Source organism: Rhizobium sp. CB2179, assembly GCF_057653455.1.
Genome location: NZ_CM172781.1, coordinates 673,372 through 691,855, shown reverse-complemented (window position 1 = coordinate 691,855; position 18,484 = coordinate 673,372). Strand labels below are relative to the sequence as shown.

23 protein-coding genes are annotated in these 18,484 nt (G+C 61.9%); 8 read left to right on the top strand and 15 right to left on the bottom strand.

Features of this window, described 5'->3' with window-relative positions:
• Positions 1–5 precede the first annotated feature (5 nt).
• From AC244Q_RS03340 to AC244Q_RS03325, 4 genes are all read right to left on the bottom strand, one after another.
• Positions 6–515, bottom strand: coding sequence for a DEAD/DEAH box helicase family protein (locus AC244Q_RS03340; RefSeq protein ID WP_128407848.1), 510 nt, complete (start codon positions 513–515; stop codon positions 6–8).
• Between the two features lie 112 nt (positions 516–627).
• On the bottom strand, positions 628–1,254 hold the full coding sequence (locus AC244Q_RS03335) for a class I SAM-dependent methyltransferase (protein WP_128407849.1): 627 nt from the start codon (positions 1,252–1,254) through the stop codon (positions 628–630).
• A 285-nt stretch (positions 1,255–1,539) separates the two neighbouring features.
• The gene (locus AC244Q_RS03330) at positions 1,540–2,649 is read right to left on the bottom strand and encodes a sulfite oxidase (RefSeq protein WP_245460673.1); all 1,110 of its coding nucleotides are present in this window, start codon (positions 2,647–2,649) and stop codon (positions 1,540–1,542) included.
• 312 nt (positions 2,650–2,961) lie between these two features.
• Positions 2,962–3,633, bottom strand: coding sequence for a DUF938 domain-containing protein (locus AC244Q_RS03325; RefSeq protein WP_128407851.1), 672 nt, complete (start codon positions 3,631–3,633; stop codon positions 2,962–2,964).
• A gap of 411 nt (positions 3,634–4,044) precedes the next feature.
• On the opposite strand from AC244Q_RS03325, the gene AC244Q_RS03320 reads away from it, so the two are divergent.
• Positions 4,045–4,395 carry a DUF2200 domain-containing protein gene (locus AC244Q_RS03320; RefSeq protein ID WP_128407852.1) on the top strand — a complete coding sequence of 117 codons (351 nt, stop codon included), beginning with the start codon at positions 4,045–4,047 and terminating at the stop codon, positions 4,393–4,395.
• A gap of 87 nt (positions 4,396–4,482) precedes the next feature.
• Here AC244Q_RS03320 and AC244Q_RS03315 read toward each other — a convergent pair whose 3' ends face one another.
• Positions 4,483–5,184, bottom strand: a complete 702-nt coding sequence (locus AC244Q_RS03315; protein ID WP_128407853.1) for a TetR/AcrR family transcriptional regulator — start codon at positions 5,182–5,184, stop codon at positions 4,483–4,485.
• Between the two features lie 193 nt (positions 5,185–5,377).
• Between AC244Q_RS03315 and AC244Q_RS03310 the strand changes: the two genes are divergently transcribed.
• The 4 genes from AC244Q_RS03310 (at position 5,378) to AC244Q_RS03295 (ending at position 7,535) form a co-directional block, all read left to right on the top strand.
• Positions 5,378–5,863, top strand: a complete 486-nt coding sequence (locus tag AC244Q_RS03310) for a RidA family protein (RefSeq protein ID WP_012756354.1) — start codon at positions 5,378–5,380, stop codon at positions 5,861–5,863.
• 141 nt (positions 5,864–6,004) lie between these two features.
• Positions 6,005–6,430 (top strand): hypothetical protein, encoded by a 426-nt coding sequence (locus tag AC244Q_RS03305; protein ID WP_032996248.1) that lies wholly within the window; start codon positions 6,005–6,007, stop codon positions 6,428–6,430.
• 134 nt (positions 6,431–6,564) lie between these two features.
• Complete coding sequence (locus AC244Q_RS03300; protein ID WP_012756352.1) at positions 6,565–6,873, top strand: Dabb family protein; 309 nt, start codon at positions 6,565–6,567, stop codon at positions 6,871–6,873.
• A gap of 77 nt (positions 6,874–6,950) precedes the next feature.
• Positions 6,951–7,535: a cation efflux transmembrane domain-containing protein gene (locus AC244Q_RS03295; protein ID WP_012756351.1), complete on the top strand. Its 585-nt coding sequence runs from the start codon at positions 6,951–6,953 to the stop codon at positions 7,533–7,535.
• 112 nt (positions 7,536–7,647) lie between these two features.
• Here AC244Q_RS03295 and AC244Q_RS03290 read toward each other — a convergent pair whose 3' ends face one another.
• The 10 genes from AC244Q_RS03290 to AC244Q_RS03245 form a co-directional block, all read right to left on the bottom strand.
• On the bottom strand, positions 7,648–8,547 hold the full coding sequence (locus tag AC244Q_RS03290) for a metal ABC transporter solute-binding protein, Zn/Mn family (protein ID WP_128407854.1): 900 nt from the start codon (positions 8,545–8,547) through the stop codon (positions 7,648–7,650).
• Positions 8,548–8,563: 16 nt separating this feature from the next.
• A complete protein-coding gene (locus tag AC244Q_RS03285) occupies positions 8,564–9,436 on the bottom strand; it encodes a metal ABC transporter permease (protein ID WP_003557122.1) in 873 nt (290 codons plus the stop codon).
• A complete protein-coding gene (locus AC244Q_RS03280) occupies positions 9,433–10,182 on the bottom strand; it encodes a metal ABC transporter ATP-binding protein (RefSeq protein ID WP_128407855.1) in 750 nt (249 codons plus the stop codon). Before AC244Q_RS03280 ends, AC244Q_RS03285 begins: the two co-directional genes overlap by 4 nt.
• A complete protein-coding gene (locus tag AC244Q_RS03275; protein WP_012756348.1) occupies positions 10,179–10,307 on the bottom strand; it encodes a hypothetical protein in 129 nt (42 codons plus the stop codon). Before AC244Q_RS03275 ends, AC244Q_RS03280 begins: the two co-directional genes overlap by 4 nt.
• 690 nt (positions 10,308–10,997) lie before the next feature.
• Positions 10,998–11,690, bottom strand: a complete 693-nt coding sequence (locus AC244Q_RS03270) for an amino acid ABC transporter permease (protein WP_017990533.1) — start codon at positions 11,688–11,690, stop codon at positions 10,998–11,000.
• A gap of 19 nt (positions 11,691–11,709) precedes the next feature.
• The gene (locus AC244Q_RS03265) at positions 11,710–12,417 is read right to left on the bottom strand and encodes an amino acid ABC transporter permease (protein WP_017993182.1); all 708 of its coding nucleotides are present in this window, start codon (positions 12,415–12,417) and stop codon (positions 11,710–11,712) included.
• A gap of 56 nt (positions 12,418–12,473) precedes the next feature.
• Positions 12,474–13,298, bottom strand: coding sequence for an amino acid ABC transporter substrate-binding protein (locus AC244Q_RS03260; RefSeq protein ID WP_012756344.1), 825 nt, complete (start codon positions 13,296–13,298; stop codon positions 12,474–12,476).
• A 16-nt stretch (positions 13,299–13,314) separates the two neighbouring features.
• Positions 13,315–14,055: an amino acid ABC transporter ATP-binding protein gene (locus AC244Q_RS03255; RefSeq protein WP_128407856.1), complete on the bottom strand. Its 741-nt coding sequence runs from the start codon at positions 14,053–14,055 to the stop codon at positions 13,315–13,317.
• A complete protein-coding gene (locus AC244Q_RS03250) occupies positions 14,048–15,538 on the bottom strand; it encodes an NAD(P)-binding domain-containing protein (protein WP_128407857.1) in 1,491 nt (496 codons plus the stop codon). Before AC244Q_RS03250 ends, AC244Q_RS03255 begins: the two co-directional genes overlap by 8 nt.
• The gene (locus AC244Q_RS03245) at positions 15,535–16,533 is read right to left on the bottom strand and encodes a LysR family transcriptional regulator (RefSeq protein ID WP_128407858.1); all 999 of its coding nucleotides are present in this window, start codon (positions 16,531–16,533) and stop codon (positions 15,535–15,537) included. The genes AC244Q_RS03250 and AC244Q_RS03245 overlap by 4 nt, the downstream gene beginning before the upstream one ends.
• 161 nt (positions 16,534–16,694) lie before the next feature.
• Between AC244Q_RS03245 and AC244Q_RS03240 the strand changes: the two genes are divergently transcribed.
• The 3 genes from AC244Q_RS03240 (at position 16,695) to AC244Q_RS03230 (ending at position 18,469) form a co-directional block, all read left to right on the top strand.
• A complete protein-coding gene (locus AC244Q_RS03240) occupies positions 16,695–17,177 on the top strand; it encodes a CMD domain-containing protein (RefSeq protein ID WP_113545762.1) in 483 nt (160 codons plus the stop codon).
• Complete coding sequence (locus tag AC244Q_RS03235) at positions 17,174–17,749, top strand: peroxidase-related enzyme (protein ID WP_017993177.1); 576 nt, start codon at positions 17,174–17,176, stop codon at positions 17,747–17,749. Before AC244Q_RS03240 ends, AC244Q_RS03235 begins: the two co-directional genes overlap by 4 nt.
• A 132-nt stretch (positions 17,750–17,881) precedes the next feature.
• Complete coding sequence (locus AC244Q_RS03230; RefSeq protein WP_017993176.1) at positions 17,882–18,469, top strand: TetR/AcrR family transcriptional regulator; 588 nt, start codon at positions 17,882–17,884, stop codon at positions 18,467–18,469.
• Positions 18,470–18,484 lie beyond the last annotated feature (15 nt).

The window sequence follows — 18,484 nt, the reverse complement described above, 5'->3', positions numbered from 1 at the left end:
GGTCGTCAGGTGAGTTGAGCGAGGATATCGTCGACGACACTTGGGACAGTACCCGTCGTGTCGATATTGATGCCGATGGGAAGATATTCCCGGGTATGATGATAGCGGAGCACCAGCGCCCGCTCGGCCGGCTCGAAGCCCGGCTCATTTGGCCGCCCATCCAATCGTCGGTTCAAGGTCTCAACGTCTATGTCGAGCACGAAAACCTTATCGAACAGGTCCAGGAATTTGTGGAAATTGCGCGAGCCGCCACAGAAGAAGGTGGCAGGATAGGTGGTGTCGGCAGCAATAGCCCGGACCTTGTCGACAGGCCAGATCCAGTGCGCGTATCCCCAAACGATGCGGTCCGCGCCTTTGGGCGGTCCTGCGAGTGCCTGGCCCGTCTCGGGGTCGCCGACATAGGCCAAGACCCGGTCACCATGGACGACATGGTAGCCCCGCCGCTCCAGTTCGGTAGCGACTGACGTTTTTCCAGTGCCGGAACCGCCTTCGATCAGATAGTTCTTGATTCCCATAGGCGCCGCTTATCATGGACTTCGATCTGGTGAAAAGACACTCTACCTGGCGGTGACCACCTAGAGTTCATAGTCGCGCCACAACCGGCCATTCCCGCAAGTTCTATGTGCGTCACGCCCGACTCGCCCGGACACTCAGCCACTGATCATGGGGCTTTCCGACGCACCGACGTAGCTCGCTGACGATCCAGCCGGCGTCTGTGAGGGCGGTGCGCAGGGCAGACTCACGCCAGTACATCTCGACGTAGCGCCGGGGCGCTGCAGCACTGCCGTGTGTGGACACATCCTGGCCTTCGCCCTCTCTTACCGAGGCGTGCAATCGGCCACCGGTCCGGGTCGCCTCGGCAAGCCGTCCAAGCACCGTGCCGAAATCCTCGCGCGCGACATGAATCAGGCAGGCACAGGCCCAGATCCCGTCGTATGGCGTGCCGGGACGCTGCGGGTCGGCCAAGTCATCGGTCAGCGGGTCCAACAGGTCGGCTTCGAAGCCACTTTCGCGAAGCAGTTCGACGAAGCCCTTTGCAATGTCGGTGCGCCGGACGCTCATTCCCCGCTTCTCAAGCTCAAGTGCATCGCGCCCGCCACCGCTGCCGATCTCCAGCACCCTGCCGGAGCCGCCCAGCTCGGTCACGAACGCATCGATCTCTATCGCGACCCATTCGGGCATCGCCGCGGCCTCCGCAGCGTATTCCGCCGCGACCGTATCATAGGACCGCACGGTATCCAGGTCGGTGCTCATCCTAGCGCTCCTCCTTCAAGACAAGAGGCCTGATGAGCGAGAGGCCCGTCAGCCCGTTGCGCCCTTCACACTTCGGCAGTTGGTGACATCGCGGGCGATTTGCTTCCGAGCTTTAGCAGAAATGTGATCAGAGACGCCACCGGCCGAGCCAATGCTGCCGGGCGGCAATGCGCCCTCATCATGGTCATCGAGCCACCCGTCGCTGCTGCTGCAAAGCGGACATGACGGAGTGACAACGCGGGTCGCAGCTGCGCCAAAAGCCGCCATTCCGCCCCATGCGGGTGATTAGATCACGAATTCCTCCTCGTACGTCTGTGGCTCGGGAACGACCGTAACCTCCACCGGAACAATCCAATTGGCCGCGTAGCTCTCGCAGTCGGAACGCTGGAGGTCGGGCTGCACGCAGCCCGCCCCATCGATCGCGCGACATCGCAGTATATATCGCCCCACTTCTTCAGGGGTCCACATGTACTCCCACAAGCGCCATGCAAAGGGACGTTCTGTTTCGAGGAGCCTCCCCTCGCGCCAGCCCCTGCCATCTCCGGTGCAGACCTGCACCTGCCGGATAGCAGCCTCTCCGCTCCAGGCGGCTCCGAAAATCCGGTACGGTTGGCCGGCGATGAGATGCGCCCCCTGTACGGGACGCGCGATCTGCGCTTTGACCTCCATCTCCGCAAGGGGGACCAGCCTGGGTTCCCCGAGGTTGCGCTCCCAACGGAAATAGTCGCGCGCCTGCCAGTAGCCAAGGAAGGGTTGCTCCACAACCGTGATATGCGTGATCCACTTGACCCAAGCCATGCCGAACCAGCCACCCACGACCGCGCGTAGCGGGTAGCCGTGATCGCGCGTCAACGGCTCCTCGTTCATCGAATAGGCAAGGATCGTGCTGTCAGCTATGGCCTTCTCAAGCGGTAAACTGCGCGCAAAAGCGATGGGGCCGGGAGAAGCCGTTTTCTTGTTCGTGTCGACGACGCCGCTGTCTGCGCCTACGAGCAGAACCTCACATGCGGTTCGCTTAATGCCCGCCATTTCCAAAATCTCGCGCAGAAGAACACCTGTCCACGCGGCATTGCCGACGGCTCCGTTCTGCCACTGCAACCCCTCCTTCGGCGGCACATAGTAGACGCGGCCGTTCCCTGCACACTCGACGACGGCGGTGAAAGTCGTGCTCCGCATCGCCTTGATGCTGTCGAGGTCAAGTTCGATCGGCCGCTCCACCGCCCCGCCAACGCGCAATCTCCAGTCTCGCGCATCGAGGTCCGGCGACGGGAAATGGTTTCGCACGAAGAACAGCTCGGTTGGGATCAGCCAATCGGAGAGCGACGCAAACGGAAACTCGATATTCTCAGGGGATTTCTGTCGAACTATTAGACTGGGTTGCTCTGGTGTCGGCATCGTCCTCGTCTCCCCTTCCAAGAGCACAACGTTGGCACTCGGTCGCGCGAATTCCGGTTCGATCACACCGCCCCTCGCAGTGCGTCTGTCGCGTTCCGCCTTCGGGCCGCATTCTAGAGCAATTCCAGGAAAAGTGCGAAGCGGTTTTCCGTCCGGAATTGCGTAAAAACAAAAGGATAGAGCGGTTCTGCGCTTCCGTTAAAAGCTGAACCGCTCTAACACATACCGCACGTTCCTCGGATCGACCTCGAACAGCAGCAAAGGGCCCGAATGCTGCTATGGGCCCACGTCTCTTTCGCGCCCGCTTGTCGTTCAGGCGCTACCGCTGGAGAAGACCAGCAACGTATTGTTGGTAGGCATCTCGATCGTCTCGCGGAGATTAAGTCCAGCGGCCTCACCCACTTGTTCAAGATCAGCGATATCACGCACCCCCCAGGATGGGTTGCGCTCCTTTAGAGCCGCGTCGAAAGCAGCGTTCGAGGGGGCGTTGTGTGCCCCGTCGCGCATGAATGGGCCGTAAAGAAGAAGAAGCCCACCAGCGTGAAGCAAACGGCCAGCTCCTGCGAACAATCCTAAGCTTGCCGCCCATGGCGCGATATGGATCATATTGATCGACACGATGGCGTCAAAATGCCCCGTTTGTTCGACGCCCCATTGTCCTGAGCACACATCAATATCCCGCGGTGCCAGCACATTCTTCAGCCCTGCGAATTTGATCCAGCTAGACGTGCTGGTGCGGGCGTCGGCATCCGGATCGCTCGGCTGCCAGGTGAGGTTGGGCATTGCTCCCGCAAAACACACGGCGTGCTCGCCGGTTCCGCATCCAATCTCCAGCACGGCGCCACGTGTTGGAAGGACACGTTTTAGGACCGCGACGATCGGCGCCGAATTTCGCGCAACGGAAGGTGAGAACATGCGCTGTTCCGCGCTTATGTCGCGCTGTTCCAGCGCAACAGGCGAACGGTCCTTCTTCTCTGGGGGCATTGGCCTTGAATCCCCTTTGGGCGATGTCTCCCACCTTATAGCTGAAATGGTGGGACAGAAACCAAGGATTTCGGACTTACGAAGGGGTCGCCGGCGCGTGCGTTCGGCCGAGGGCGACCGAACGTCCACTTCGCGTCAGATCACGCGCCCGCCAGGCTCAAGGTCTGCATTCGAAAATCGGAGCCCGGAAGCCGACCGACGGCTTTCGGCCCCGTAGCGGTCGTCTACCCAAGCCGAGCCGATGTCCGTTGTTGGTGCAATCCGGTCGACGACGCGCGGCGCTGGAGAGATGCCGCCTTTGCACTGATCTACTTCGCGCCCGCAGAAGCCTGCCGATTATCGGCCACTTGTTGAGGTCTTGAAATCAGCTATCTCAAGCCGGAAAATATCCGGAACGTTGAGGAGCACTCGATGACGAAGCATCGCATCTATTCCATCAGCGTCGCGAGCGTCTATCCCCACTATGTCGCCAAGGCAGCGAAGAAGGGGCGGACGAAGACAGAGGTCGATGACATCATCTGTTGGCTGACGGGGCATAACCAGCAGAGCCTGGACGACCAATTGGCTGCGAAGACCAACCTCGAGGATTTCTTTGCGCAAGCGCCGCAGATGAATCCCTCCCGATCGTCGATTACGGGCGTGATCTGCGGCGTCCGCGTGGAAGAGATCCAAGAAAAGACGATGCGGGAAATCCGCTATCTGGACAAATTGATCGACGAACTCGCCAAGGGGAAAGCGATGGAGAAAATCCTGCGGAAATAGCCGGAACACTGTGTCGCCGCGCTACCCGCGATCACCCACGGCACACGCGCAGAATCCGGCACCGTCCCGTCCAGAAATGACGAATGTTCACTGGCGCGGAGCGAGGCCATCAAGCAGGAAGTCGAGACCCTTCCTGAAAGCGCCGTCCCAATCATTATCCAGCAGCAGACGGGAGCGTTCGATCGTCGCGTAGTGTTGGCTGAGACCTGTCAGGCGCTGCTGCGCGGCCGCCCTGTCGTCATCGGAGAGGTCGAAGTTCGCCCGGGTGATGGTCGCGCCGATCACATAGTTCCAGAGCGACCAGATCGCGACGTTCAAATCCGCATCAGTGACACCGGCTCCGGACAAGGTCTTGCTCAGCAGTTCCAGGCGAATGAGAATGTTCGGGCCGAGCGCCCGGCGCGGCAGCAGCGAGGCCGACCAGGGATGGCGCAGCATGCTGGCGCGCCAGTCTTCGAGCATATGAACGATTTCCCCGCGCCAGTCTCGAGACTCGACGATGTCAGGCGGGCCGCGATATTCGAGCACGGAATCCAGCGCCAGATCGAAGACCTCCTCCTTGTTGCCGACATGCCAATAGAGGCTCATCGCGCCCGAGCCGAGGCGATCGGCCAGCCGACGCATCTTCAGTCCGTCGACGCCCTCGGCGTCCAGAAGATCCACCGCAGTCGCCACGATCCGTTCCAGCGAGAGAGGCGGTTCACTGCGCGGCTCCTGCCTGGACTGGAGTGATGGCGCACCTCTCCGCCCAGACCCTTTGCTCTCAGCACCGCTGCGTTTGGCTGCCATTCGTTTTCCTTACCGATCAGACGTCGATCTAAGCCGACAATGCTGGGAATGTCGATCCTGACCGATTGACTCGTACGGCGTACGATGCAATTTAATCGTACGCCGTACGAGTCGTATCATGTGGCGGTAAGATTCCATCCTGCAGGCCGCGAGGATCCGTCGCTCGCAGCCCTTGGTGAAGCCAGGAGAAGTCATGTCACGCGCAATCAAGCATCTCATTATCGGAGGACTCATCATGACCATCAGCGCTCCCACCGCCGCGACAGCCAATGAGGACGATCTCAAACTTGATATCGTCAATCCGAAAAACCTCTACGACCCCTCACCGAATGGCTACAGCACGGCGGTGATCGTGCCCCGAGGAGCCCGGCTGGCCTACATCTCCGGACAGGGCGGCCAGGACAGCACGGGAACCTTGTCGCCCGACTTCGCCGTCCAGGTGAAGCAGGCCTATGCGAATTTGCGCACCGCCCTCGATGCGCTCGGCGCAAAGCCGGATCAGGTCGCCAAGCTGACGGTCTTCGTGGTCGATCACGATATGTCCAAGCTCGAGGTGCTGACCAGCAACGTCAAGGACATGTTCGGCGAAGCACTACCGGCGCAGACGCTGATTCCCGTTCCCAAGCTTGCCATCGACCCCATGCTCTTCGAGGTCGAAGCCGTGGTCGTTCTGGATTAGCGGCGGCGTCGGATCTGCACAATTTCGGATTTTCCCGGTGGCGCGCCAACCTTTGTTGGGCGCGCCATCTTCCTTTTTTTGATGGCCATTGACCAACGGCCTGCGATGTGCGCCACTCATTCCTTGCACAAGGAAAATCCCATGCTCAAGTTCCTGCTCGCCCTCTCGATGGGTGTTTTTTGCGTCTCGCCGCTTCAGGCCGGCGACATCACTCCGGTCACCAAGAGCTGCCAGCCGGGGCCAAAACAGGCGCAATGCGAGCGATGGGTCACGGATATCAAGAAAGCCGTCGGGCTGGCCTATAAAGGCGACCACGGGGCGCAGGTGACTGTTGCCTTCTGCCTCTCCACCGGTTGCCATGGTGCCGTCGCCATCGACAAGGTCGCCTCCTGCAGCTGGCATCTCGTCATCGCCAATTCCGGTTCTACGACAGTGCTCGACAGTTCAAACACCAGGAACACCTGCCGGCCGATGACGGCGGACCAAAAAGACGAAGCCCGCGCGCTGGCGAGCGATCTCGTCCAGAAGATCTACAAGCGGCCCATGGTCAAGACCGACCAGATGTAATCTGCCGGCTTGCGGCTTGCGGCGCAACGCCTGCGTGAAAATAAATCTCATTGCTCTCCCGGCTTTCGCCGCTATTCTCCAGCCAAAGAAAATCGGGCCAAAGAAATCGGCCAAAGAAATCGGGAGGACCACTGATGATCCTGCACTGCGTATTCCTGCGGCTGAAGACCGCGGTGACGAGCGAAGACAAGCAGTCGCTGTTTGCGGCGATCGTCGCCCTGAAACAGCTCATTCCCGGCATAGTGGATATCAAATACGGGCCGAATGTTTCGCCCGAGGGACTGCATGGCGGCTTCGTCGACGGGTTTGCCGTGACCTTTGAAAGCGCCGAGGCCCGGGATGCCTATCTCATCCATCCCGAGCATGTGACCGTGGGCGAGCGCATCGTCTCGTCGACGGATGGAGGCCTTGCCGGCATCCTGGTCTTCGACCTGAATTTGTGAGGGCTGTTGGCCGGCCGCGCTAAAACGGGATCAGCCTCGGCGATGGCGGCGGGTTTATCGAAAAGGCTGAAAGGGACATGCATAGCTCCACCCTCCGCCGCGCAGTCACGACCGTCGCGCTCGCAAACCTTGGCTATTTCGGGGTCGAGTTCGCCGTCGCCCTTTCGATCGGGTCGGTCTCACTGTTTGCGGACTCGGTCGATTTCCTCGAAGACGCCTCGGTCAATCTCCTGATCCTGATGGCGCTCGGTTGGTCGGCTCGCTCCCGGGCACGCGTAGGCATGGCGCTCGCTGCAATTCTGCTGGCACCGGCAATCGCAACGATCTGGACCGCTTGGCAGAAGTTCACCGTGCCCGTCGCACCGGAGCCCTTTGCGCTGTCCTTGACTGGCCTCGGCGCCCTCGTCGTCAATCTGAGTTGTGCATTGCTGCTCGCCCGCTTTCGTCATGACGGTGGAAGCCTGACGAAAGCGGCCTTCTTGTCTGCCCGCAACGACGCGGTCGCGAATATCGCCATCGTCGGCGCCGGATTGATCACCGCGTTTTTCTGGAGGTCGGCGTGGCCCGATCTGATCGTCGGAGTCGGCATCGCGATCATCAATGCCGATGCGGCGCGCGAGGTGTGGACCGCAGCCCGTGACGAGCACCGGGCTGCGGCCTGATCGCTCGCTAGAGCGGTTCAGCTTTTCATGTAAGTGCAGAACCGCTCTGACTTTTTGTTTTTGCGCATTTCTCGGCAAAACCGTTTCGCGCTTTGCCTGGAATTGCTCCGGCTCAGCTCGATTTCGCCATGGCGGCGGCGAGCTGGTCGACATTGTATTTGAACATCTTCTCATAGGTCGGCGCCGGCCCCTTGGCGTCGGACAGGGATTCGACATAGAGCTCGCCGCCGGGCTCGGCCCCGGTTGCCTTGGCGACCTGCTTGACGAGGCGCGGATCGTTGGAATTCTCGGAGAAATAGGCCTTCACGTGCTCGCCCTTGATCTGCTCGATCAGCTTGGCGACGTCGGCTGCCGAGGCCTCGCTTTCTGTGGACAGGCCAAGCGGCGCCAGGAAGCTGACATTATATTCGCGGCCGAAATAGCCGAAGGCGTCATGGCTGGTCAGCACCTTGCGGCGATCGTCGGCGACCTTGTCGAATTTCGCATGGGCGTAGGCGTTCAGTTCATCCAGCGTCTTGGTGTATTTCTCGGCATTGGCCTTGAAGGCGGCGGCGTCAGCGGGATCGGCCGATGACAGCGCCTTTTCGATATTGGCGACCCAGATCTTGACGTTGACGGGGCTGTTCCAGACATGCGGATCGGTGATTTTTTCGCCGTCCTCTTCCATGGTGCGGGTGTTGATGCCTTCGGAAACGGTGACCGGCTTGCCCTTATAGCCCGAGGCGGTGATCAGCCGGTCCATCCAGCCTTCCAGCCCCTCGCCGCTGACGAAGGTCACTTCAGCCGCGTTCAAATTCTTCGCGTCGGCCGGCGACGGCTCGAATTCATGGGGATCGCCGTTCGGCCCGACGAGGCTCGTCACCTTGACGTGTTCGCCGCCGACCTGTTTGACGACATCGGCAAGCACGGTGAAGGAGGCGACCACCTTCAGCGTTTCGGCGGAAGCGGGCACGGCCGACAGCGCCATTAAAGCGGGGATAGCTGCGGAGAGAAGCAGTCTGTGCGGTGTCATTGAAGTCTCCTTGGGATCAGCCCTTCAAATGCGGGCGGGGAAAAAAGCGCCGGGCAAGGCCGGAGGGCGCGAAAAGAATAGAAAAGCCGTAGAGGACCGCCGCCGTCATGATGATCGTCGGGCCGGAGGCGAGTTCGAGATGGTAGGAGGCGATCAGGCCGAGATAGCCGGAGGCGGCAGCACTTGCGGCTGCTATCGCCATCATCACGGGCAGACTGCGCGACCAGAGTTGAGCGACGGCCGCCGGCAGCATCATCAGGCCGACCGCCATCAGCGTGCCGAGCGCCTGGAAGCTGGCGACGAGGTTCAGCACCACCAGCAGCAGGAAGAGCACGTGATAGACCGGCCCGCGCCCGCCGACGGCGCGCAGGAACCCCGGATCGAAACATTCGGCCACCAGCGGCCGGTAGATGAAGGCGAGGATGACGAGGGTCAGCGAGGTGATCGCGCCGATCAGATAAAGAGCGGGAGCATCGATCGCCAGGATGGTGCCGAAGAGCACATGCAGCAGATCGATATTCGAGCCGCGCAGCGAGACGATCAGCACGCCGAGCGCCAGCGAGGCGAGATAGAAGCTGGCAAAGCTCGCATCCTCCTGCAGCACGGTCATCCGGCTGACGGCGCCGGAAAGCAGTGCCACCGAGAGGCCGGCGATGAGGCCGCCAAGGCCCATCGCCGTCAGCGACAGGGAGCCGGCGACGAGGTAACCGATGGCGGCCCCCGGCAGCACCGCATGGCTCATCGCGTCGCCCATCAGGCTCATGCGCCGCAGCATCAGGAAGACGCCGATCGGGCCGGAGCCCAGCCCGAGGCAGAGGCAGGCGACGAGCGCCCGGCGCATGAAACCGTAATCGGCAAAGGGTGCCAGGAAGAGATCGTAAGCCGTCATGCCGCTGGCGCCTCTTCGGGTGCGCAGGCATTTGCATCCTCATCCCAGCGCTCGGCCATGGCGCGCGCCTTCAGGAGATTGACTGAGGACATGACGTCGGCGGTCGCACCCCAGCCGACCAGTTCGCGGGCGAGCAGCAGCGTTTGCGGGAAATGGGCGCGAACCAGCTCGAAATCGTGCAGGACGGCAATCACTGTGCGGCCCTCGCCATGCCAGCGGGTGACGATATCGACGAGGTCCCTGGTGGTGCGGGCATCGATTGCCGTAAACGGCTCGTCGAGCAGGATGATGCCGGCATCCTGCACCAGCAGGCGGGCAAAGAGCACGCGCTGGAACTGGCCGGCCGAGAGCGACCCGACATGGCGGCGGCCGAAGCCGTCGAGGCCGACGGCGGAGAGCGCCTCGCCTGCCCTTTTCACCTCGGCGGGCGCGATGCGGCCGAAGGCGCCCGTCTTCTTCCAGGCGCCGAACATGACGGTGTCGATCACCGAGATCGGAAAGCGCCGGTCGATCTCGGCCGCCTGCGGGAGATAACCGAATTCCGCCCGCCCCAGCCGATGCTCGACCCTGCCTTCGGCGGGACGAAGCTCACCCATGATCGCCTTCAGCAGCGTCGACTTGCCCGCCCCGTTCGGCCCGGCAATCGCCGTCAGGCTGCCCGAGGCGAAGGCGCCGGAGACATGATGGACGGCGGGGTGCCGGTTATAGGCGACGGTCAGATTCTCGAGACGGATCACCGGCGTCATGGCAAGAGAACCGCCCAGTGGATCGCCAGCCAAAGCACGGTAATGACCAGCGCCATGCCGATCACCCTAGAGAATGCCGACTGTCCCAGCAGGCTGACGGAGGGGCGGTCGGGGCTCGGGGGCATGGCGCATCCTACAATGTAATAACATTACGGTTATGTTATAACGATTGCGGCGAGATTGAGGCGGAAGCTAGTCCCAGATTCATTGCTAAGCTGAATACGGGCAGCATTCGACATGAGATGATCGCGTGCGCGCATCCATTTGACAGCCATATGCTGCTGAGCCAGACTTGACGTATGATCAGGCCATGGCCCCTACTCGCTGACCATATTCGCAACGCGCGAGGACGTTCGGAAGACGAAAAATTCTCGTCGGCCTTGCAAGGCATTGAGCAACTTGCCGATTTCATCGCTCGAAGTTCGCTTCGGGATGCGCTGTTCGGATGGACATCCATGGCTGATCTATGCGTCCAACAAACCGACCATGCCCCTCCCTCAGTGGCCTACCTTCGGATTTCAGCGCAATCATCGGGCCTGATAGAGTTTCGCTATATCGATACGAATGTGGAACGCCGGCAATGGACGCGGACGGAAACGCCAGAACGAGCTGTTCACAGGCTTAGGACCTTCTTAGACCAGCTTCATTGGGTTTCAGGTCCTGACAGCTTTGCTGCCATCCCGAACTAAGAGTTTGCGGCCTGGCCATCCAAACTCGCATCGGCTATCCCGCCTTCAACCAGCCAACCAGCGCTATGCAACGCGTAAATCTGGTGATCTGGAATATCATCGATCAAAGAAAGCGCCCGACGCGCTTTAGGCCCATACCCTCAGAGCCCGTTCCATCCGGTCGGCGGCGTAGGTGACGATATAGGCGATCACCATGTAGATGACGACCGCGATCAGGAAGGCTTCGAGATAGTAGAAGTTCAGCGCCGCGGTCAGCTGCGACTGCGCGAAGATGTCGACGACCTCGATTGCAAATCCCAGCGACAGCGCCTTCATGATCACCATGATGGAGTTGGCAAGATCCGGGATGGCCGCGACGATGACCTGAGGCAGCATCACCCGGCGGAATACCTGGCTGCGCTTGTAGCCCAGGGAATAGGCCGCATCGGCCTGACCGTTGTCGAAGGAGTTGAGGGCGCCCTTGACGACTTCCGCCTGGAAGGCTGCGACGCAGGCGGTCAGGGCGACGATGAGCGTGATCCAGTTCGGCGTCGAGTGACCGTTATAGTCGATGCCGACGAGCGAGGTCAGGAACTGCAGCGTCGGCGGCAGGCCGTAATAGGCGAGGAAGATCACGATGACCATCGGAACGCCCTTGAAGACGACCTTGTAGGCGACGACCAGTTCCCGAAGCACCGGGACCCGCCGATATTCCACCATCGCGAAAAGGCTGCCGACGATCGTAGAGAAGACGAAGATGCCAAGCGCCATGGCGAGCGTCACCGGGACCGCGCCGAGGATGTCCCAGAGATCGGGAAGAAGGACTTCGGAATCGAACATGTGATGACCTCCTATTAGATCAGACGCTTGCCATCATGGTGGCCTTGGCCGGTGCGGTATTGGGCGTAAACTTTGCGTTTCGCGTTTCGAAAAAGCGCACGACGATCCATGCCACGAGGCATAGCAGCGAATAGATCACCGCCAGCACAAGGTAGGTCTCGAACTGGTACTGGTTGTAGTCACGCTCCATGACCAGATGGGCGGTCGCCATGACATCAGCGGCGCCGATGTACATGACGAGTGCGACGTTGTGGATGAGGTAGATGATCGAGTTGCCGTAACCTGGCAGGGCGATGTGCACCGCCTGGGGTCCGACGACCCGAAGGATCTTCTGAAGGAAGGTGTATCCGAGGCTGTCGGCGGCGTCGTGCTGGCCGCGTTCCACGGCGAGGTAGGCTGGCCGCAGAACCTCGGAAAGATAGCCTCCATGGTAGAGGCTGAGACCGACGATCGCCGCGACGTTCGGGGACACGAAGTCCTCGACCTCGAACAAAGCGACGACCAGCGGCAGCCCGTAGAAGGCAACGAACAACTGGAGCACGACGGGGACGCTCCGGGCATAGGAGACGTAGAGGTCGGCCAGCTGGCTGACAATCGGTATCCTGCGCACCCGGAACGTCGTCGTTATCAGGGCCAGCAGGAAGCCGGCGATCATGGCCGTGAACGTGATCGCAAGCGTCAGCGGCAGCGCCTTGAGCAGCTCGGGGATCATGATGGATAGGTCCACTTCGGAACACTCCTTGTTTACGTCTTGGGCCTGATCGCCGGTATCGTTGGCCGGCGTTACTTCATGTAGGTAGTGATGTCCTCGCCGAACCATTTCTGCGAGAGCTTGGCCAGCGTGCCGTCGGCCTTGAGCTCCTTCAGAGCCTTGTCGATGTCTGCGGAGAGCGCCTTGTTCTCCTCGGAGCGATGGATCAGGACGAAGGTGTTGTTGATCGCGACCGGCTCGCTCGCCTTGACGTCGAGCTTCTGCTGGTCGATGACCGTCTGCTCGCCGAGGTTCGACGGCAGAACCAGCGCGTCATATTTGCCGTTCTCGACCTCTTTCAGGCGATCCGGATAGGGAATGCCGGCGCTGGATGCGGTGATCTCGATTTTAAAGTCGGGGTTCTTTTCCTGCCAGGCAGTGGCGAACTTGTAGATGCCGCCGCCGGCCGTCACGGGCACGATCTTCTTGCCGACGAGATCCTTCATTTCGTTGATGCCGCTGTCCTTGCGGCTGTAGATCTTGATCAGGCTGGCGCCGATCGGGCTCTCCGGAAGGAGGAACTGCTTTTCGCGAGCGGGCGCCCGGTAGTAGCCGCCGGTCGCGATGTCGTACTTGCCGGTGGCGAGGCCGGTCTCCTGAGCGATGTCGGCAGCACCCTCCATGACGAATTTGTACTGGGGCAGCTTGGCGTTGATCGCCTTCAGGACGTCGGGCTCGTAACCCTGCGGCTCGACGCCGATGGCACCCCAGGAGAGCGGCTTGGATTCGGCAGCCGTCGCGATCTTGATGGTGCGCACGTCCTCGGCATGCGATAGGCCCGCGGTTGCGAGGGCAAAGGCAACGCCGGCGACAGCGAGGCCGAAGGTGCGGCGGGAAGTCGACTTGATGGAAGACATGTCAGGCATCCTTTCTTTACTGGATGGAGTGTTCGGAATTCAGGAACTGGGCAAGGCGCGGGTTGGAGGGCGTGTCGAAGATCTCGGCAGGGCTGCCTTGAGCGGCGACGACGCCCCGATCCATGAAGACGATGCGGTTCGAGATGTTCTTTGCGAACTGCATCTCGTGGGTGACGAGGAGCGAGGTGATGCCGGACGACGTGACGTCCCTGATCACCTTCAAAACCTCGCCGACGAGTTCGGGGTCGAGCGACGACGTCGGTTCGTCGAAGAGCATGACATCCGGCTTCACGGCCAGCGCACGCGCAATGCCGGTCCGCTGCAGCTGGCCGCCGGAAAGCTGGGACGGGTAGCTGTCGATCTTGCTCGAAAGGCCGACCCGCTCAAGCTCCTGCAAGGCGATCGAACGCGCCGCGTCCTTCGACTTGCGTTGCACGACCACGAGCGGATCCATCACGTTCTGAATGACGGTCATGTTCTTGAAGACGTTGAACTGCTGGAAGACCATCGCCGTCCGCAGCCGGATCGCATGGACCGCAGTGTTGTCCGGTTTCTGGTAGTCCATCCTGACCTGATCGAAGGCGATCGTGCCGGAGGCCGGCTTGGCCAGATAGTTGATGCACTTCAGCAACGTCGTCTTGCCGGTGCCGCTGGGGCCGATGATCGACACCACGTCGCCGCGGTTCACCGAGAGATCGACGCCGTTGAGGACCTGGGTGTTTCCGTAGGACAGCTTTAGGTTTTTGATCTCAAGCATTTCGGGTCGGTGTCCTTTCGGCAGATAGGTCGGAAAACGTCGCGGTCTCGTCGTCGGCCCACTCGTCTCCGAGCAGCTCGGGCGTATCGAAGGCCTGGAGATCGGCGAAATGACGCTCGCGGTCGGCGACGAACAGCGCCCTGACGATGCCGCGCGCGAGCCGGTCGGCACCTTCGCTGATGGCGGGAATATCGCCCGTGAGCTTGCCGTGGCTGAGCGTGGCCGGGAAGTTGAAGCAGTGAATGCGGGCCAGCGCCGGGCAAGCGCCGGGCTCGGCCTCGAGGAACTCGAACGCCTCTCCGAGGTCGGGCGAGGTTTCAAGCTCGTCGTTTCGCATGTCCGCGGGCACAGGAAAGCGGTCGCGCCAGAGGCCGATATGGGATGCGACGGCGGCGAGTTCCGGCCGGTTCTTCAGGTCGACCCTGAAGCCGGTGCCGAAGATCAGGAAATCGACGGGATAGCTGCCTTTCGGCGTCGTCACAACGGTATGGTCGCCTTGCTGCTGCAATCGATCGATCGGGCTTCCGAGATGAAGATGGGCCTGCGGGAATGCGCTGACACGCAAGACGCTCGGGCGCGGAGGCGGCGTCTGCGAGCGCATGGCGTAGTCGAGAAAGCGCCACTTCCAGTCATCCGGCAGACCGGCGAAGCCATGCACCACGCCCTGGCTGCCGATGCCGGTGAACTTGTTGATCCGTGGCAGGTCGGTCCTGCGCACGAACATGTCAAGCCGGGCGGCACCTGCCTCGAGCGCGGTGGCGGCGTTGTCCATCGCCGAGGCGCCGGCTCCGACGACGCCGACCCGCTTGCCGCGCAATGCGGCGAAATCGATAGGGTCGGCGGTATGGGCCCAGAACTTGCGCTCGATGCCGTGGGCGATCGACGGTACGAAGGGACCGCCGAGACCGTCGCGGCCCGTTGCCAGCACCACATGGCGCGCGATCTTCGTTTCGGACCGGCCATCATGACGGCAGACGAGGTCGAGCAGGCCGTCGGCGCGCGGACGAATGGCATCGACGGCGACCCCATTGCGTACCGGCAGGTCAAGCACGCGCCGGTACCAGACCAGGTAATCCATCCATGTCTGACGCGGCGCCCGGTCGAGCGCGGTCCAGGCATCGCGGCCATGACGCGCCTCGTAGTAGGCGCGAAACGTCAGGGCCGGCAGGCCCATTGCGGGCCCGGTCAGTTGCTTGGGGGAGCGAAGGGTCCGCATCCTGGCGAAGGTGACCCACGGCCCCTCGCTTCCTGCAGGCGCCTTATCGAGAAGGATGTGGTTGGCGACGCCGAGCCGCTTCAGCATGGCGGAAGCCACGAGCCCGGCCATGCCCGCACCGATGATCACAACGTCGACGACCCCATGGCCATCGACGATGCGGGGCGGAACCCATGACTTGGCCGGCAGCTCCAGCCAGGCAAGGTCCTGGCGCAGGCGTGCCTCGAGCGCTTCAAGACTGTTCGGAAACGTCGAGAGGTCGCTCATGACGGCACGTCCTCGGTCATCGGGCTGCCGCCGTAGACAGTGTCGGCCAATGCTTCGACGCCGCCTGCGTCATGCAGCCGGCAACCGGGCATCGCGAGCGCCACCGCGCGGGCCGCATCGATCACGGCGGCAACTGTCGGGGTCAGCGGCATCGCGGCAGGCGAGATGGCGCCGAACAGGAAGGGGATGGTGTGGTCGAGGACGCGCATCACGATCCCCTCGAGCGGAACGCCGCAGACCGTCGCCGGCTCGACGATGGCGACACCCAGTCCGGCCCGGACCATCGTCAGGGCCGTCAGCGAGGCGTTGACGTCGATCATCCGTTGCGGCGCCACACCCGCCCGCTCCAGGGCCTCGTCGATGCGGTGCCGCAGGCGGTAAGGATTAGCGAGCGTGATGATGCGGCGCTCGGCGAGATCGGAGAGACGCACCACGTCATCGTTGGCGAGCGGATCGTTGGCGGCGAGAGCGACGACACACGACGCTTCGGCAATCCAGTGCACGTCTAGGCCGGGATGTTCCAGCGGCAGGCTTGAGATCCCGAAGTCGGCCGAGCGGGCGAGCACGGCCTGCACGACATTCTCGGCCGCCAGCGCCTGCACATGGAGATGACGCGGTATCAAGTCCGGCGCGACGGCCGCGATCGCCTGCGGCAGAACGCCGGCCGCAAGTGAAGGCGTGGCGGCGATCGTCAACGACGGCGGCTCATCGAGACCGATGGCATTCGCCCGCTCGCGGATGTGGGCGAGGCTCGCGAGATGGCGTTCCACTTCGGCGTGAAACAGCAGACCGCGCGCGGTCGGGCTGATGCGCGGGCCGCTTCGATGCAAAAGCGCATAACCGATATCGGCTTCCAGATCCTGGATCAGCCTTGTGACCGCCGGCTGCGACCGGCCGAGCAGTCGCGCCGCCCCGGTCACGCTGCCGGCGGACATCACCGCTGCGAAGGCTTCAAGCTGCCGGATATCGAAAGAGTTAGAATGCATAACGGACATCAAACACTCTCCTTCATGTCAGTAAAGCATGACAATTCTCATTTGACGACTGGCTGTAGATAAAAAATTCACATCAAAGTCTGCCTAGCATTCCAGTTTGACATAATGAGAGGTCCGGCCTACCTAAGACTTATGTCCGCTGACGTATTGAGGAGCTTGTTTTGACACTCATCGAAACTCTTGCCTCTGTGAGGCCGGGTTCCGCGCTCGCGGAAGCCATGGGCAAACGCGCGGAGATCCTGCGCCTCAGTGAAGCGGCCCACGACGCAGTGCTTCTGCCACGCGATCCCGGCGGGCTGTCGCACGGCCTGAGGGCTGCGCTCGCCGCCCGCATGGCGCGCCACAACCGCAGCCCGGCGCTCGCAAGCCACTACGACACGCTCGTTGCCCGCGCCGACGAACCGGCGACAGCCTTGCTCGCCGAGCCGGACACGAACGTGTCGGATCCGCGCACCGCCGAGATCGTTCGCCATGCCGACCGGCTCACGGTCGCGCCGCGCGATGCCACGCGCGCTGATGTGGAGGCATTGCGTCAGGTCGGCGTAACCGACGCCGACATCGTCCGGCTCGCGGAACTTGCGGCTTTCGTCAATTACCAGGTGCGGGTTCTCGCCGGCCTGAAGCTGCTGGGAGAAATGCGATGAGCGAGGTCGTCCACACCTTCACCACCACGGTGCCGCGCTGGCAGCCCTATGTCGTTCCGGTCGATTTCGCGACCGCCACCGACGAGCAGCATGCGGCGATGCAGACGACGCCGTCGAACAAGGGCATCTCGCCCTATGTGCTGACCCTGGCGCACGACCCCGAGACGCTCGCGGTCCGCTCACCGCTGTTCAACCTGATCATGTACGGCAAGGACGGACTGGCGGCCAGCGAGCGCGAACTGGGTGCCGTCGCCGCCTCCGTCGTCAACCGCTGCGTCTACTGCGCCGCCGTCCATGCATCGCGGTTCAACAACCTGACAAAACGCACGGATGTCATCGACGCCGTGTTCGCCGATGGTCTCGAGGCGACGCTCGACGAGCACCTCCAGGAAATCTTCAACTTTTCGGCCCGATTGTCGACCACGCCGCCCGAGGCGGTCGCAGCCGACGCGCAGGCGCTGGCGGACGTCGGGCTCGACGAGCTTGAGGCTCTCGATCTCGTCCTCTCCTCGGCGATCTTCGGCTGGGCGAACCGCCTGATGCATACGCTCGGCGAGCCGATGAAGGACTAAAGCGCGTCACACGCTTTAGATCTTTGGTTTTCCGCATGTCGTTTTGCGCGACATTCGCGCATTTCTGTCGCTGGACGACAAATGGCATGATGTGTCAAAAGAAGCCCGCCGCATGTCAGCGTGGAGACAATCTTGGGACTTCGGGAAGATAAGAAGGATCGCACGCGAGCCCAGTTGCTCGAGGCCGCGTTGGATCTGATCCACAAGCGTGGATTCGAGGAAACGACGGTCGCCGACATCGCGGCCGCCGTCAGCGTGTCGCCCCGTACCCTGCTTCGCTATTTCCCGACAAAGGAGGATGTGATCGTCAGCTGGGTGCAGGATGGTATGACGATCGTCCGTGCGGAACTGACGGAGCGGCTCGCCTCGGAGCCGCCGGTTGTCGCACTTCTTGCTGCCGCGCGGGCGATGCTTTTGGCGTTCGATGAAAAGTCGCGTTTCTTTCTCGCCATCGAGACGGCGATCCGCTCCAACAGGAGCATTTCTGCGCGAAAAGAACAGATGATCGCCGAACTGATCGACGAAGTCGCCCATATTCTCGCCTCGCCGGACAGGCGGTCTCCGCTCCCTGATGTTGTCGCCTATACGGTGGCGGGAACGGTTTTCGCGCTCATTCGGGCATCGATAAACAGTTGGGTGGATGGCGGAGCGGCAATGTCACTCGCCGATCTCTTCGATCGCGCCGCCGGTATCGTCCATTTCGAGCAAAATGTCACTTAGTGTCATTTGTCGTTG